The sequence below is a fragment of the Pseudonocardia sp. GCM10023141 genome, assembly GCF_042653605.1.
The window spans coordinates 23,561-37,748 of the sequence record NZ_JBHSIR010000022.1 but is presented as its reverse complement, the minus strand read 5'-3'; the positions used below and the strand labels follow the sequence as shown (position 1 = coordinate 37,748).

Annotated in this window: 13 protein-coding genes; 9 read left to right on the top strand and 4 right to left on the bottom strand. The window is 72.7% G+C overall.

Annotation, left to right across the window (positions count from 1 at the left end; translation table 11 throughout):
• From ACFPFQ_RS11475 to pucL, 5 genes are all read left to right on the top strand, one after another.
• Nucleotides 1–1,596, top strand: coding sequence for a peptide chain release factor 3 (locus tag ACFPFQ_RS11475; RefSeq protein ID WP_379617688.1), 1,596 nt, complete (start codon nucleotides 1–3; stop codon nucleotides 1,594–1,596).
• A 138-nt stretch (nucleotides 1,597–1,734) separates the two neighbouring features.
• On the top strand, nucleotides 1,735–3,651 hold the full coding sequence (uraD, locus tag ACFPFQ_RS11470) for a 2-oxo-4-hydroxy-4-carboxy-5-ureidoimidazoline decarboxylase (RefSeq protein ID WP_379617686.1): 1,917 nt from the start codon (nucleotides 1,735–1,737) through the stop codon (nucleotides 3,649–3,651).
• Nucleotides 3,648–4,118 (top strand): 2-oxo-4-hydroxy-4-carboxy-5-ureidoimidazoline decarboxylase, encoded by a 471-nt coding sequence (uraD, locus tag ACFPFQ_RS11465; RefSeq protein WP_379617684.1) that lies wholly within the window; start codon nucleotides 3,648–3,650, stop codon nucleotides 4,116–4,118. Before uraD (ACFPFQ_RS11470) ends, uraD (ACFPFQ_RS11465) begins: the two co-directional genes overlap by 4 nt.
• A gap of 70 nt (nucleotides 4,119–4,188) precedes the next feature.
• Entirely contained in the window at nucleotides 4,189–4,503 is a 315-nt protein-coding gene (uraH, locus tag ACFPFQ_RS11460) for a hydroxyisourate hydrolase (RefSeq protein ID WP_379617682.1), read from the top strand.
• Between the two features lie 6 nt (nucleotides 4,504–4,509).
• Nucleotides 4,510–5,361: a factor-independent urate hydroxylase gene (gene pucL / locus ACFPFQ_RS11455; RefSeq protein ID WP_379617680.1), complete on the top strand. Its 852-nt coding sequence runs from the start codon at nucleotides 4,510–4,512 to the stop codon at nucleotides 5,359–5,361.
• A 52-nt stretch (nucleotides 5,362–5,413) separates the two neighbouring features.
• On the opposite strand, the gene ACFPFQ_RS11450 is transcribed toward pucL, so the two are convergent.
• The 4 genes from ACFPFQ_RS11450 to ACFPFQ_RS11435 all read right to left on the bottom strand — a co-directional run bounded on the left by ACFPFQ_RS11450 (nucleotide 5,414) and on the right by ACFPFQ_RS11435 (nucleotide 9,066).
• Nucleotides 5,414–6,028, bottom strand: coding sequence for a GNAT family N-acetyltransferase (locus ACFPFQ_RS11450; protein ID WP_379617678.1), 615 nt, complete (start codon nucleotides 6,026–6,028; stop codon nucleotides 5,414–5,416).
• Nucleotides 6,025–6,849, bottom strand: a complete 825-nt coding sequence (locus tag ACFPFQ_RS11445; RefSeq protein WP_379617676.1) for an alpha/beta hydrolase — start codon at nucleotides 6,847–6,849, stop codon at nucleotides 6,025–6,027. The genes ACFPFQ_RS11450 and ACFPFQ_RS11445 overlap by 4 nt, the downstream gene beginning before the upstream one ends.
• An 80-nt stretch (nucleotides 6,850–6,929) precedes the next feature.
• A complete protein-coding gene (locus tag ACFPFQ_RS11440) occupies nucleotides 6,930–7,511 on the bottom strand; it encodes a TetR/AcrR family transcriptional regulator (RefSeq protein WP_379617674.1) in 582 nt (193 codons plus the stop codon).
• A gap of 49 nt (nucleotides 7,512–7,560) precedes the next feature.
• A complete protein-coding gene (locus ACFPFQ_RS11435) occupies nucleotides 7,561–9,066 on the bottom strand; it encodes a PucR family transcriptional regulator (protein ID WP_379617672.1) in 1,506 nt (501 codons plus the stop codon).
• A gap of 94 nt (nucleotides 9,067–9,160) precedes the next feature.
• Here ACFPFQ_RS11435 and ACFPFQ_RS11430 point away from each other — a divergent pair, with 94 nt between their 5' ends.
• Genes ACFPFQ_RS11430 through pucD form a run of 4 tightly spaced genes read left to right on the top strand, consistent with a single transcriptional unit; the run spans nucleotide 9,161 to nucleotide 14,175 of the window.
• Nucleotides 9,161–10,042 carry an FAD binding domain-containing protein gene (locus tag ACFPFQ_RS11430; RefSeq protein WP_379617670.1) on the top strand — a complete coding sequence of 294 codons (882 nt, stop codon included), beginning with the start codon at nucleotides 9,161–9,163 and terminating at the stop codon, nucleotides 10,040–10,042.
• A 1-nt stretch (nucleotide 10,043) separates the two neighbouring features.
• Entirely contained in the window at nucleotides 10,044–10,508 is a 465-nt protein-coding gene (locus tag ACFPFQ_RS11425) for a (2Fe-2S)-binding protein (protein ID WP_379617668.1), read from the top strand.
• Nucleotides 10,509–10,519: 11 nt separating this feature from the next.
• Entirely contained in the window at nucleotides 10,520–11,860 is a 1,341-nt protein-coding gene (locus tag ACFPFQ_RS11420) for an 8-oxoguanine deaminase (protein WP_379617839.1), read from the top strand.
• Nucleotides 11,857–14,175 (top strand): xanthine dehydrogenase subunit D, encoded by a 2,319-nt coding sequence (pucD, locus tag ACFPFQ_RS11415; protein WP_379617666.1) that lies wholly within the window; start codon nucleotides 11,857–11,859, stop codon nucleotides 14,173–14,175. The genes ACFPFQ_RS11420 and pucD overlap by 4 nt, the downstream gene beginning before the upstream one ends.
• Nucleotides 14,176–14,188 lie beyond the last annotated feature (13 nt).

The following is a 14,188-nucleotide window of genomic DNA, read 5'->3' as shown; positions in this document are numbered from 1 at the left end:
GTGGAGCAGTTGTCCGGCGTGTCGACCGAGGCGCTGCGGCGCCGGACGTTCGCGGTGATCAGCCATCCCGACGCGGGCAAGTCGACGCTCACCGAGGCGCTCGCCCTGCACGCGTCGGCCATCGACACCGCGGGCGCGGTGCACGGCAAGTCCGGCCGGGCCGGCGTCACGTCGGACTGGATGGAGATGGAGCGCAAGCGCGGCATCTCCATCACCTCCGCCGTGCTGCAGTTCGGCTACCGCGACCATGTGATCAACCTGCTCGACACCCCCGGCCACGGCGACTTCTCCGAGGACACCTACCGGGTGCTCGCCGCCGTCGACGCCGCGGTGATGCTGCTCGACGCCGCCAAGGGCCTCGAGCCGCAGACGCTCAAGCTGTTCGACGTCTGCCGCACGCGCGGCATCCCGGTGCTCACGTTCGTCAACAAGTGGGATCGGCCCGGCCGCGAGGCGCTGGAGCTGCTCGACGAGGTGGAGCAGACGATCGGGCTGCGGCCGATGCCGATCACCTGGCCGCTGGGCATCGCGGGTGACCTGCGGGGCGTCGTCGAGATCGAGACCGGCGAGCTGCGCCGCTACACGCGCACGGCCGGCGGCGCCACGCGCGGCGAGGTCACGGTCGTGCCCGCCGAGCAGGCCGCCGCCGAGGAGCCCGACCACTGGCCCGCCGCGCAGGAGGAGATCGCGCTCCTGGAGGAGATCGGCGCCACGTTCGACGAGAAGGACTTCCTCGCCGGTACCGCCACGCCCGTCCTCTTCGGTGCCGCGCTGTCGGGCGTCGGGGTGGGACGGTTGCTCGACGCGCTCGTCGATCTCGCCCCCGCGCCCGAGGCCCGCCTGGACGCCGACGGTGAGCCGCGCGCGCTGGAGACACCGCTGTCCGGGCTGGTGTTCAAGGTGCAGGCGGGCATGGACCGCTCCCACCGCGACCGGATGGCGTTCGTACGCATCTGCTCGGGACGCTTCGAGCGCGGCATGGTGCTCGTGCACGCCGCCACCGGCCGCCCGTTCGCCACGAAGTACGCCCAGGCCGTGTTCGGCCAGCAGCGCACCACGGTCGAGGAGGCGTTCCCCGGCGACATCGTCGGGCTCGTCAACGCGGGTGCGCTGCGTCCCGGCGACACGCTCTACGCGTCGGACCCGGTGCTCTTCCCGGCCATCCCGAGCTTCTCCCCGGAGTACTTCTCGGTGGCCCGCGGCGCCGACGCCGGCCGGTTCAAGCAGTTCCGCCGCGGCATCGACCAGCTCGACAGCGAGGGCGTCATCCAGGTGCTGCGCTCGGACCTGCGCGGGGACCAGAGCCCGGTGCTCGCCGCCGTCGGGCCGCTGCAGTTCGAGGTGGTGGCCAGCCGGATGGCCGACGAGTTCGGCGCGCCCGTCACGCTGGAGACGCTCAACTACTCGATCACCCGCCGCACCGACGCCGCCGGCGCCGAGGAGCTCGGCAAGCAGGCCGAGGTCGAGGTGCTCACCCGGCGCACCGACGGGGCCCTGCTCGCGGTGTTCGTCAACAAGTGGCGGCTGGAGACGATCCGCCGCAAGTTCCCCGACCTGATGCTCGAGGCGCTGCCCGCAGGCTCCGCGGACCGGTAGCCGGGGTGCGGCCCTCGTGGGATCGCACAAGGGTGGGGTGCACCACACCTTCGGGGTTCGTCGGATCCTGGGGTGGCCGGGTCTCGGGGTGATCGGCGATCGTTGCCCGATCCCACCCGAGCTGCTGCGAGGTGCCCTGTGCGCGGAACCGCGAAACGTCGGACGCATCCGGTCGACGAAGTCCTCCCGGTCGGGAAGCTGGCCGTCTACGGCTTCCAGCACGTCCTGGCCTTCTACGCCGGGGCGGTGATCGTCCCGATCCTGCTGGCCGGCGCGATCGGGCTCTCGGAGCGCGAGCTGATCCACCTCATCAACGCCGACCTGTTCACCTGCGGGATCGCCTCGATCATCCAGTCCGTCGGGTTCTGGAAGATCGGGGTGCGGCTGCCGCTGCTGCAGGGCGTCACGTTCACGGCGGTGTCGCCGATGATCGCGATCGGCATGGCGGCGGGCGGCGGCACCGAGGGCCTGCTGGTGATCTACGGCTCGGTGATCGTGGCGGGGCTCGCCACGTTCTTCGTCGCGCCGTTCTTCAGCAGGCTGATCCGGTTCTTCCCGCCGGTCGTCACCGGGTCGGTGATCACGATCATCGGGCTCGCGCTGCTGCCCGTCGCGGCGCTCGACGCCGTCGGCGGCGGCTCGCACCCGGAGCCGGGCAACTGGCGCAACCTCGCCTACGCCCTGGGCACCCTGCTCGTGATCGTGGTGATCCAACGGGTCTTCCGCGGGTTCATGGCGACGGTCGCGGTGCTGGTCGGCCTCGTGCTGGGCACGCTCGTCGCCTGGTCGCTCGGCGATGCGACGTTCGCGTCGGTCGCCGACTCGTCCTGGTTCGGCGTGACCACCCCGTTCTTCTTCGGTGTCCCGAAGTTCACGGTGGCCGCGATCGTGTCGATGGTCGTCGTCATGCTGATCACGGCCGTCGAGACCACCGGCGACGTCTTCGCCACCGGCGAGATCGTGGACAAGCGCATCACCCGTGACGACATCGCCCGCGCCCTGCGCGCCGACGGCCTCGCCACCACCATCGGCGGCGTCCTCAACTCCTTCCCCTACACCTGCTTCGCCGAGAACGTCGGCCTGGTGCGCCTGACGCGGGTGCAGAGCCGGTTCGTCGTGGCGACGGCCGGTGTCTTCATGATCCTGATCGGGCTCGTGCCGAAGGCCGGGGCGATCGTCGCGGGCATCCCGCACCCCGTGCTCGGCGGCGCCGCGCTGGCCATGTTCGCCACGGTGGCGGTCGTCGGCTTCCAGACGCTGTCGCGGGTGGACTTCAACGACCACCGCAACGTCGTGATCGTCGGCACCAGCGTCGGGCTCGCCATGTTCGTCACGGCCCAGCCCGACGTCGCGAAGGCCGTGCCCGAGTGGGCCCAGGTGATCTTCGGCTCCGGCATCACGCTGGGCAGCCTGACGGCGATCGTGCTCAACATCGTGTTCCACCACATCGGCAAGAACTACGGTCCGGCCGTCGCGGGGTCGCCCGGCGCGTCGGTGCGGCTCGACCAGGTCAACTCGATGTCGCGCCCGGAGTTCGTCTCCACCTTCGGACGGCTGTTCCAAGGACCCAACGAGGTGGTGGGGCGCGCGTACGACCACCGGCCCTTCGCCGACACGTCCGACCTGCGTGCGGCGTTCCAGGAGGCGCTGTTCTCCGCACCGAACGCCGAGCAGCGCGAGCTGATCACGCACTACCCCGACCTCGGCGGTGACCCGGACGACGACACCGACTCGGCCCGCGACCAGGCCACCGCCGGGCTCACCCGGCTGTCGGAGGAGGACCAGAAGGAGTTCGCGGCGCTCGCGGCCGCGTACCGGGAGCGGTTCGGGATGCCGTTGATCGTGTGCGTGCGGGAGGCGTCGAACCGGGAACAGATCCTGAGAGACGGCGCGCTGCGGCTGGCGAACTCGCCCGCACAGGAGCAGGCTGCCGCGTTGATCGAGATCGCGAAGGTGGCCAACCACCGCTTCGCCGACCTCGTGGCGGACGCGAACCCGATCCACAGCGCCCGGTTCGGCGGCGCGGGGTCGAGAGCATATGGGGACAACGGGTGAACCTGGAAACCTTCGACGCACTGCCGGTCGCCGCGGCGCTGGGTGAGCTGCAGTCCTGCTGCAACGCCCCGCGCTGGGCCGCGGTCGTGGCCGCCGGCCGGCCCTATGGCTCGGTCGAGGCGCTGCTGGCCGCCGCCGACGACGCACTGACCGACGAGGACCTCGACCCCGCCATGGCCGCGCACCCGCGCATCGGAGACCGCACGGCCACCGGTCGGTCGCAGCGCGAGCAGAGCGCCGTTGCCGCCGCCGCCGACGCCGTGCTCGACGCGCTGGCAGCAGGCAACCGGGAGTACGAGGCGCGCTTCGGGCACGTCTACCTGGTGTGCGCCAGCGGGCGCAGTGCCGCCGACCTGCTCGCGACGCTGCGGTCGCGGCTGGACAACGACCCGGCCACCGAACGCAAGGTGGCGCTGGGGGAGCTGGCGGCGATCAACCGGATCCGGCTGCGGGGGTCGTTCGCATGAGCGAGCTTGCGAGCGGATCAATGTCACAGCGCCTGCGCGAAGCGCTGACCGAGCGAAGCGAGGGAATGCGTTGAGCCTCTCGACGCATGTGCTCGACGCAGCGCTCGGCCGCCCAGCCGTCGGGGTGGCCGTCCGGCTGACCCGGGGCGACGAGGTGCTCGCCGCTGTCGTCACCGACGCCGACGGGCGGGCGTCCGGGTTCCCGGACCTCGCGGCAGGCGACTACCGCCTCACCTTCGACACCGGCGGCTACCACGCCGCCACCGGCCAGGAGGGGTTCTACCCCGAGGTGGCCGTGACCTTCACCGTCCGCGACGCGGCGGCGCACCACCACGTGCCGCTGCTGCTGTCGCCGTTCGCCTACTCGACCTATCGCGGGAGCTGAGCACAGATGAGCATCGTTCTGGGGGCCAACCAGTACGGCAAGGCGGAGAACCGCGTCGTCCGGATCTACCGCGACGGGGCGCGCCACGAGTTGCGGGACGTCACCGTCTCGACGGCGCTGCGTGGCGACTTCGCGGCGGCACACCTGCACGGCGATCAGTCGAAGGTGCTGCCGACCGACACGCAGAAGAACACCTGCTACGCCTTCGCCAAGTCCCACGGGCTGCGCGAGATCGAGACCTACGCGATCACGCTGGGCCGCCACTTCGTCGACACCGTCGCGCCGGTCACCGGGGCCCGGATCGCGGTGGACGAGTACGCCTGGGACCGCGTGCCCGTCGGCGGTGTGGGCCACGACCACACCTGGACGCGGCGGGGCTCGGAGGTGCGCACCACGGTCGTCACCGTGGACGCCGAGCGTGCGCACGTGGTGTCGGGCCTGAAGGACCTGGTGCTGCTCAAGAGCACCGGCTCGGAGTTCGCCGGATTCCTCGTCGACGAGTACACGACCCTGCAGGAGACCCACGACCGCATCATGTCGACGTCGCTGGTGGCGAACTGGACGTTCGTCGACGATGTCGACGTGAACTGGGACGAGTCGTGGGCCGACGTCCGCCGCATCCTGCTGGAGCAGTTCGCCGTGGTGCACTCGCTGGCGCTGCAGCAGACGCTGTGGGAGATGGGCAAGGCCGTGCTCGAGGCCCACCCCGAGGTGGCGGAGATCAGCATGTCGGCACCCAACCGCCACCACTTCGTGGTGGACCTCGGCCCGTTCGGCCTGGAGAACCCCAACGAGGTGTTCTACGCGGCCGACCGGCCCTACGGGCTGATCGAGGCGACCGTCACGCGGGAGGACTGAGCGCCGAGCGCCCACTGGCTCATGATCGAACCGGAACCAGTGGGCGTTCGGGTCAGGTCGAGCGGGACAGCAGGTCGGCCAGCACGTCCTCCTCGGTCACCGTCCACGCCGCGGCGCCGATGGGGATGAGCAGCTCGACGGTGTAGCCGTCGAACCGGCGGCGCGTCATCGGCGACAGCGACGTGGCCAGGGTCAGCATCGCGACGTTCTCGGGCAGCACCGAGCCGCGCAGGTGCGTGTAGCCGATATCGGTGGCGAGCTCGGTCAGCGCGGTGAGCAGGCGGCGCCCGACGCCGCGGCGCTGCCACGCATCGGCCACCGCGACGGACAGGTCGGCCGTCGTCTCGCCACCCGTACCGATCACCCTGGCGATCCCGATGGGCACCGGCCCGTCGGCGCCCGCCACCTCGGCCACCACCGCGGCGCGGCGCCGCCCGTCGATGTCGATGAGCTGCTCGCGGACCGTGGCGACCAGCCGCGGGACGGGGGAGTGGAAGCGCAGGTAGCGGCTGCGCGGCGACAGCGCCGCGAAGACCGTGTCGACGGCGTGCGCGGCGTCGCAGCGCTGCAGCGGACGGATCGTGACCGGGTCGGCCGGAGTCCTGCGACACAGCGCATCGACGGGAGGGGCATCGAGGGGAGGGGCGTCGACGGGCGGCGCGCTCACGCCGGGCCCCGGTGGTCTCGCAGTGGGGCCCGCACGAAACCGACGACGTCTTCGAGCACGCCCGCGTCGCGCAGCAGCTTGCGGTGCCCGAGACCCTCGGTGAGCACGAGCCGGGAACCGGGCCAGGCCGCGGCGATCGTGCGCGACTCCGCGGACGCGACCTCCCGGTCCCCGCGGTCGTGGACGACGAGGGTGGGCGGCACCGCGACGACGCCTGCCGTCGCCGCCACGTCGAACGCCTCGAAGGGCAGGCCGATCCGGTGCTGCACCGAGCGTTCCAGGCCCGCTCGCACCCGCGTGCCGAGCCCGAGCTGGTCGGCGAAGGCGCCCAGCATCGCCCGCGGGTCGCCCATGGGTGCGAGCAGCACCAACCGGCCCGGCCGCACCCCTTCGCGCAGCGCGAAGGCGGTGGCGGTGGCGCCCATCGAGTGCGCGATCACGGCGTGCGGACGCCCGTGGGCGAGCACCGCCGCGTGCAGTGCCGAGGCGAACTCCGGGATCGTGCTCGTGGCCCCGAACCGGCCGGGACCGGACGCGCCGTGGGCCGGGGCGTCGAACGCGACCACCCGGTGCCCGGCCGCGACCAGCGGCGCGACGAAGCCGCCCAGCTGCTCGGACCGGCCGCCCCAGCCGTGGACGAGGTAGACCGGCGGGCCCGCACCCCAGACGGTCGAGTACAGCATCCGGCCGTCGAGCTCGAGGTGCGCGTCGCGCCCGCGCGGTGGTGGTGGCAGCAACGAGCGTGGCATCGCGGGCGGCACCGTGAACCACATCCGGGTCGCAGCGCGCACCCCGATCCCGGGCGCGAACCGTTCCACCATGTTCCAACGGGAGTGAATGGCACGAACGATCGTTCTATTTTGAGTCGAGAGCGTCATCGGTTCTCCTTGATGAGGTGGCGCTAGGAGCGCGCGGCGGTCAGCAGGACGTCGAGCGCCCGGCGGGCCCGGGTGGCCGCGTCGGGATCGCGCAGCAGCCGGGTGGTGACGTGGAAGGCCAGCATCACGCCCTCCAGGTCCTGTGCGAACTGGCGGGGGTCGGCATCGGCCCGGAACTGGCCCTCGGTGACGCCGCTGGTGAACATGGTGGCGATCGTGTCCATCCAGTCGCGCTGGTTGGTGACGAGCTGCTCCCGGACGGGTCCGGGCTGGTCGTCCAGCTCGAACGAGGACGCGGTGAGCAGGCAGCCGCCCTCGTCGGAGCTCCAGGTGAGCCAGCGCTCGAACAAGGCGCGGAGCCGGGGTTCGCCCCGGGGTTCCCGCAGCGCGGGGCGGATGACCTCGATGGCGAACCGCTCCGCGGTGTGGCGCAGCACCTGCAGCTGCAGTGACTCCTTCGACCCGAAGTGGGCGAACAGTCCGCTCTTGGACAGCTCCGTCTGCGTGGCCAGCGAACCGATCGTCAACCCGCCGAGCCCGACGTGGCCCGCCAGCCTGCCGGCCTCCTCGAGGATCACGTCACGTGTCGCTGCACCCTTGCTCATGGAGAAGTAGTAGCACGACCGTTCGTCTGACTGCAAGAAACAAAGCGAGCTAGAGGGATCGCAGGGCGAGGAACACGTCGACGCGGTCGGTGAACCTGCCGAGGTCGCGGCCGGTCAGCTCCTCCACCCGCCCGATCCGGTACCGCACGGTGTTGACGTGCAGGTGCAGCCGCTCGGCCGCCCTGCTCCACGACCCCGAGCAGTCCAGGAACGCCTCGAGCGTCTCCAGCAGCCCGGCGTTGGTGCGCGCGTCGTAGGCGAGCACGGGGTCGAGGATCCGGGCGGCGAACGCGCGGCGCAGCCGGTCGGGCACCGCGGCGAGCAGGGCGACGTGCGACGTGACCTCGGCCGCAGCGACCACGTGCAGCCGGCCCGGGCGGGTGGCCGCCAGGTCCCGGGCGTGGCGGGCCTCCTGCAGTGCGCCCGAAAGCGCGTCGGGCAGCGCGGGACGGCTCACCCCGACGGTGAGGCGGTCGCGGCCCAGGCCCGGTTCCAGGCGGGCGAGCGCGGGGTGCAGCGCGGCCGGGTCGCCGGCCAGCAGCGCCACGGCCATGCCGTCGTGGAGGCCGACCGCGGGCGGCCCGACGTGCGACACGGCGTCCACCAGCACCGAGCGGGCGGTCTCGGCGAGGTCGGGCCGGTCGGGGAAGCCCGCCACCGCGACGGTCAGCGGGGTGGCCGGGTCGATGCCGGCCTGGCGCAGCCGCACGGTGGTCTCCGGTTGGCTGCCGGCCCCCTCGGCGATCAGCGCGACGGCGTCGTCGGCGATGTCGCGGGCCACCCGCAGGCCCTCGCCGCGCCGCGCGCGGTCCAGCGCGGTGAGCGCCACCAGCTCACCCACCGCGTCGGCGATCTCGCTGTGCCAGTCCGGGAATGCGCCCTCGACGACCACGAACCAGCCGGTGAGCCGGGACTCCGATGCCGGCCCGACAGCGAACAGCGAGTGCGGCCCGGCGCTGACGGCCGGCAGCCGCGGGGCGGTCAGGTAGGTGGTGACGGCCTCGTCGAGCTGCGCCATCGGTGGTCCGGCGAGTGCGCGACCGGTGGCGCTGAGGACCCGGCACGTGAGCCCGGTGGCCGTTGCGACCTGCACCGCCAGCTCGTCGAGGCCCAGCCCGCCCGCGACGGCCGAGAGCAGCTGGCGCTGGCGGCCCAGCGACAGCGCGAGCCGGTCACCGCGCGCCGCGGTGAGCGAGCCGACCACGTACTCCGTGACGGCGGAGAACGACACCTCCTCCGGCACGGCGAGCAGCGGGACGCCGTGGCGGCGGCAGGCGTCGACGACGTCATCGGGAACGCCGTGGAACACCGCATCGCCCGCAGCGAGCGCCGCCGCGCCCGCCGCGGCGATGGCGGCGACGAAGCACTCGGCGTCGCCGGGCCCGTTGCGCCAGACCATGCCGCTGATCACGAGCTCGCCACCGGAGAGGTAGCGGGCGGGATCGAGGAGGTCGGTCGTGTACACCCAACGGACCGGACGGTCGAGCGACGCCTCGGGGGCGTGCAGCAGCCGCAGCCCCAGTTCGGGGCGGGCGAGCAACTCCCGCAACAGCATTGGAGGAACCTACAACCCATCCGTGGTGCGCGGTGGGCTGATTCGTCATCGTCGCGGCTACTGCCCGGCCCGCGGCGGCTGTCTACTTCTCCCCATGGATTTCCTCGTGCCGACGACCTGGGCCGACGCTCTCGCGGCCAAGGCCGAGCGCCCCGACGCGCTGCCGATCGCCGGGGGCACCGACGTGATGGTCGAGATCAACTTCGACCACCGGCGCCCGGGCGCGCTGCTGGACCTGACCCGCGTACCCGAGCTGCGGGAGTGGTCGCTGGACGGCCCTGTCGTGCGGCTGGGCGCCGGCGTCACGTACGCCCGCGTGATCGACGAGCTGGGCGCGACGCTGCCCGGTCTCGCGATGGCGTCGCGGACCGTCGGGTCGCCGCAGATCCGCAACCGCGGCACCGTCGGCGGGAACCTCGGCGCCGCCTCGCCCGCCGGTGACAGCCACCCGGCGCTGCTGGCCGCGGACGCGGTCGTCGAGCTGGCCTCGGTCCGCGGCGTGCGCCAGGTACCGGTCGCCGACTTCTACACCGGCGTGAAGCGCAACGCGCTCGCACCCGACGAGCTGATCAGCGCCGTGCTGATCACGCCCCCGACCGGCCCGCAGCAGTTCTGCAAGATCGGCACCCGCAACGCGATGGTGATCGCCGTGACCGCGTTCGGGTTCGCCCTGCACCCCGACCGCCGCGCCGTGGGCACCGGGATCGGCAGCGCCGCCCCGACCCCGCGTCGCGCGCTCGCCGCCGAGGAGTTCCTCGCCGGTGAGCTGGCGGCTGCGGGCCTGTGGGACTCCCGCGCCGCGCTGCCCGACGGGCTGGCCACCGAGTTCGGCCGCCGGGTGCGGGACGCCGCCGCCCCCATCGACGATGTGCGCGGCAGTGCCGCGTACCGCCTGCACGCCCTGTCGGTGATGGCGCGCCGCGCCGCCACCTGGGCCTGGGACGACTACCGCACCGAGAACCGGAAGGCCGCCTGAGATGCGCATCCAGCTGACCGTGAACGGCACGAGGCGCGAGGCCGACGACGTGTGGGAGGGCGAGAGCCTGCTCTACGCGCTGCGTGAGCGCCTCGGCCTGCCCGGCTCGAAGAACGCCTGCGAGCAGGGCGAATGCGGCTCCTGCACCGTCTACCTGGACGGGACGCCGGTGTGCTCCTGCCTGGTCGCGGCCGGGCAGGCGCAGGGCCGCGAGGTCACGACGGTCGAGGGCCTCGCCGACGGCGAGCGGCTCGACACCGTCCAGCAGGCGTTCGTCGACCGCGGCGCCGTCCAGTGCGGCTTCTGCACACCCGGCCTGGTCGTCACCACGCACGACCTGCTGGAGCGCAACCCGCACCCGAGCGACCCGGAGATCCGGGAGGCGCTGGCCGGGAACCTGTGCCGGTGCACGGGGTACGAGAAGATCCTGGACGCGGTCCGGACCGCAGCGGAGGCTCGGCAGTGAGCAACGGGAACATGATCATCGAGGGCGCTCACGTCGTCACCGTGACCGGTGCGGAGTTCGCCGACGGCCACGTGGTCGTGGAGGGCAACCGGATCACCGCCGTCGGGTCCGGCCCGGCCCCGCGCACCGGCGAGCACACCGTCGTCGACGCCCGCGGTTGCCTGCTGACCCCCGGCTTCGTCAACACGCACAACCACCTCTACCAGTGGGTCACGCGCGGTCTCGCCGTCGACTCCACGCTCTTCGAGTGGCTCACCACGCTCTACCCGGTGTGGGCCGGCATCGACGAGCACGCGGTGCACACGGCCGCCGGCGGCGCGCTGGCCCAGCTCGCGCTCACCGGCTGCACCACCGCGAGCGATCACCACTACGTGTTCCCGCGCGAGGGCGGTGACGTGCTCGGCGCCGAGATCCGCGCGGCGCAGGACGTCGGCCTGCGGTTCCACGCCACCCGTGGCTCGATGGACCTCGGGCAGCGCGACGGCGGGCTGCCGCCCGACCACGTCGTGGAGGACCGCGACGCGATCCTCGCCGCGTCGGCCGCTGCCGTGGCGCGCTGGCACGACCCGGCACCGGGCTCGATGCTGCAGATGGCGCTGGCTCCCTGCTCACCGTTCTCCGTGACCGGGGACCTCATGCGCGAGTCCGCCGAGCTGGCCCGGGAGCTGGGCGTGCGGCTGCACACCCACCTCGCCGAGACCATCGACGAGGAGGACTTCTGCCGCGAGCGGTTCGGCTGCTCCCCGCTCGAGTACGTCGAGAGCCTCGGCTGGACCGGCCCGGACGTCTGGTTCGCCCACGCCATCCACCTCGACGACTCCGCGGTGAAGAAGATCGGCGACACGGCGACGGGTGTGGCGCACTGCCCGTCGTCCAACGCGCGGCTCGGTGCCGGCATCGCCCGTACCCGCGACCTGCGCGACGCAGGCGCCCGCGTCGGGCTCGGCGTCGACGGCGCCGCGAGCAACGAGGCCGGCAGCCTGCTGGAGGAGGCCCGGCACGCGGTGCTGTTCGCCCGGCTCGTCGGCGGCCCCACCGCGCTGTCGGTGCGTGACGGGCTCGAGCTCGCCACCATGGGCGGCGCCGCCGTGCTCGGTCGCGCGTCCGAGATCGGCTCGATCGAGGTGGGCAAGCTCGCCGACCTCGCGCTCTGGCGCGTCGACGGTCTCGGCCACGCCGACGTCGCCGACCCGGTGGCGGCGCTCGTGCTCGGCTCGCCGCCACCGCTGGAGCTGCTGCTCGTGAACGGGCGGCCGGTCGTCGAGCGCGACCGGGTCGTCACCGTCGACACCGCCGCGATCGCACGCGAGTGCGTCAGCGTCCATCGCACGCTGCTGGAGAAGGCATCATGACGTCGACCCAAACCACCTCGACCCAAACCACCTCGACCCAAACGACCTCGGCCCAGACCACCACACCCGGCAAGATCGGGGACAGCCCGCTGCGCCCCGACGGCGTCCTCAAGGTCACCGGCGAGTTCGCGTACTCGTCGGACCTGTGGCACGACGACATGTGCTGGGGTGTCACGCTGCGCAGCCCGCACCCGCACGCCCGGATCGTGTCGATCGACATCGCCGCCGCGCTCGCGCTGCCCGGTGTGTACGCCGTGCTCACCGCCGACGACGTGCCCGGCGAGAACGCCACCGGACTGGAGCACCTCGACACCCCGGCACTGGCCGTCGACGTCGTGCGCTACCAGGGCGAACCCGTCGCGCTGGTGGCCGCCGACCACCCGGAGACGGCGCGGCGGGCTGCCAAGCGGATCGTCGTCGACTACGAGGTGCTGCCCGCGATCACCGACCCGCGCCACGCGCTGGACGCCGATGCACCGCAGGTGCACGGGCACGGCAACCTGGTGCGGAGGATGCAGATCCGCCGCGGCGACCCGGCGCCCACCGCGCCCGTCGTCGTCGCGCTCGACTTCGAGGTCGGCATGCAGGACCAGGCCTTCCTCGGCCCCGAGTCCGGCCTGGCCGTGCCCGCGGCGGACGGTGGTGTCGACCTCTTCGTCGCCACCCAGTGGTTGCACGTCGACCAGGGGCAGATCTGCCGCGTGCTGGGCCTGCCGCCGGAGAAGGTGCGGCTGTCGCTCGCCGGCGTCGGGGGCGCGTTCGGGGGTCGTGAGGACCTGTCGATGCACGTCCATGCCTGCCTGCTCGCGATGCACACCGGCAAGCCGGTGAAGATGAGCTACTCCCGCGAGGAGTCGTTCTTCGGCCACGTGCACCGCCACCCCGCCTGGCTGCGCTACGAGTTCGGCGCCGAGCCCGACGGCACGCTGGTCTACGGGAAGGCCGACATCCTCTTCGACGGCGGCGCCTACGCGTCCTCGACGGGTGCGGTGGTCGGCAACGGCGGCACGCTGGGCATGGGCCCCTACAACTTCCCGAGCGTGCATGTCGACGCGCGGGGCGTGTACACCAACAACCCGCCCTGCGGCGCCATGCGCGGCTTCGGCTGCGTCCAGGCGGCGTTCGCGCACGAGGCGCTGATGGACGAGCTCGCCGATACCGTGGGTGTGGACCGGGTGGAGATCCGGGCGCGCAACGGCATGCGCGAGGGCGATGTCAACATCACCGGCCAGCTGATCGACTCCGCCGCGCCGGTGGCCGAGCTGATCCGGATCGTGCGGGACATGCCGCTGCCGGCGGCGATGGCCGAGCAGCCCGACATCCGGGACCTGCCCGGCGGCGCCTCCAACACCACCCACGGCGAGGGCGTCGTGCGGGGCATCGGCTACGCCGTCACCTACAAGAACGTGGGCTTCTCGGAGGGCTTCGACGACTACTCGACGGCGCGGGTGCGCCTCGAGATCACCGCGGGCGAGCCCGTGGCCACCGTCCAGACCGCCGCCGCGGAGGTCGGGCAGGGCCTGATCACCGTCGAGCAGCAGATCTGCCGCACCGAGCTGGGCGTCGAGCGCGTGGTGGTGCACCCGAAGGACACCACCGTCGGCTCCGGCGGTTCCACCTCGGCGTCGCGGCAGACCTACGTCACGGGCGGTGCGGTGAAGGCCGCCTGCGAGGCGGTGCGGGCGACGGTGCTGGCCCGCGCGGCCGCCGTCGTCGGGCGCTCGGACCTGCGGCTGGACGGCGACAAGATCGTCGCCGAGACCGGCGAGGTGCTCGTCGGGCTGGCCGAGGTGCTGGGCACCGACGCGGTCGAGGAGACCGTCGAGTGGCGCCACCGCCCCACACGTCCGATCGACCCGGAGACCGGCCAGGGCGACGCGCACGTCCAGTACGCGTTCTCCGCCCACCGGGCCGTCGTCGACGTCGACGTCGAGCTGGGGCTGGTCAAGGTCGTGGCGCTCGACACCGCGCAGGACGTGGGCAAGGCGATCAACCCCGACGCCGTGGTCGGCCAGATCCAGGGCGGCAGCGCGCAGGGCATGGGCCTCGCGCTGATGGAGGAGATCGTCGTCACCGACGGCAAGGTGCGCAACCCGTCGTTCACCGACTACCTGATCCCTACGATCCTCGACATGCCGCCGATGCGGATCGAGGTGCTGGAGTACGCCGACCCGCACGCGCCCTACGGCGTGCGCGGCGTCGGGGAACCACCGACGATCAGCAGCGGCCCCGCGGTCGCGGCGGCCATCCGGGCCGCCACCGGAAAGGCGCTGCACCGCGTGCCGGTCCGGCCGGAACACATCACGGGGGTCTGAATCACCATGCCGC

What these genes read in the sequence shown, in the direction of transcription:
- ACFPFQ_RS11430 (WP_379617670.1), top strand. Translation starts at nt 9,161, where the DNA reads ATGGATTTCCTCGTGCCGACGACCTGGGCCGACGCTCTCGCGGCCAAG.
- pucD (WP_379617666.1), top strand. Translation starts at nt 11,857, where the DNA reads ATGACGTCGACCCAAACCACCTCGACCCAAACCACCTCGACCCAAACG.
- pucL (WP_379617680.1), top strand. Translation starts at nt 4,510, where the DNA reads ATGAGCATCGTTCTGGGGGCCAACCAGTACGGCAAGGCGGAGAACCGC.
- ACFPFQ_RS11425 (WP_379617668.1), top strand. Translation starts at nt 10,044, where the DNA reads ATGCGCATCCAGCTGACCGTGAACGGCACGAGGCGCGAGGCCGACGAC.
- ACFPFQ_RS11435 (WP_379617672.1), bottom strand. Translation starts at nt 9,066, where the DNA reads ATGCTGTTGCGGGAGTTGCTCGCCCGCCCCGAACTGGGGCTGCGGCTG.
- ACFPFQ_RS11445 (WP_379617676.1), bottom strand. Translation starts at nt 6,849, where the DNA reads ATGGTGGAACGGTTCGCGCCCGGGATCGGGGTGCGCGCTGCGACCCGG.
- ACFPFQ_RS11420 (WP_379617839.1), top strand. Translation starts at nt 10,520, where the DNA reads ATGATCATCGAGGGCGCTCACGTCGTCACCGTGACCGGTGCGGAGTTC.
- ACFPFQ_RS11440 (WP_379617674.1), bottom strand. Translation starts at nt 7,511, where the DNA reads ATGAGCAAGGGTGCAGCGACACGTGACGTGATCCTCGAGGAGGCCGGC.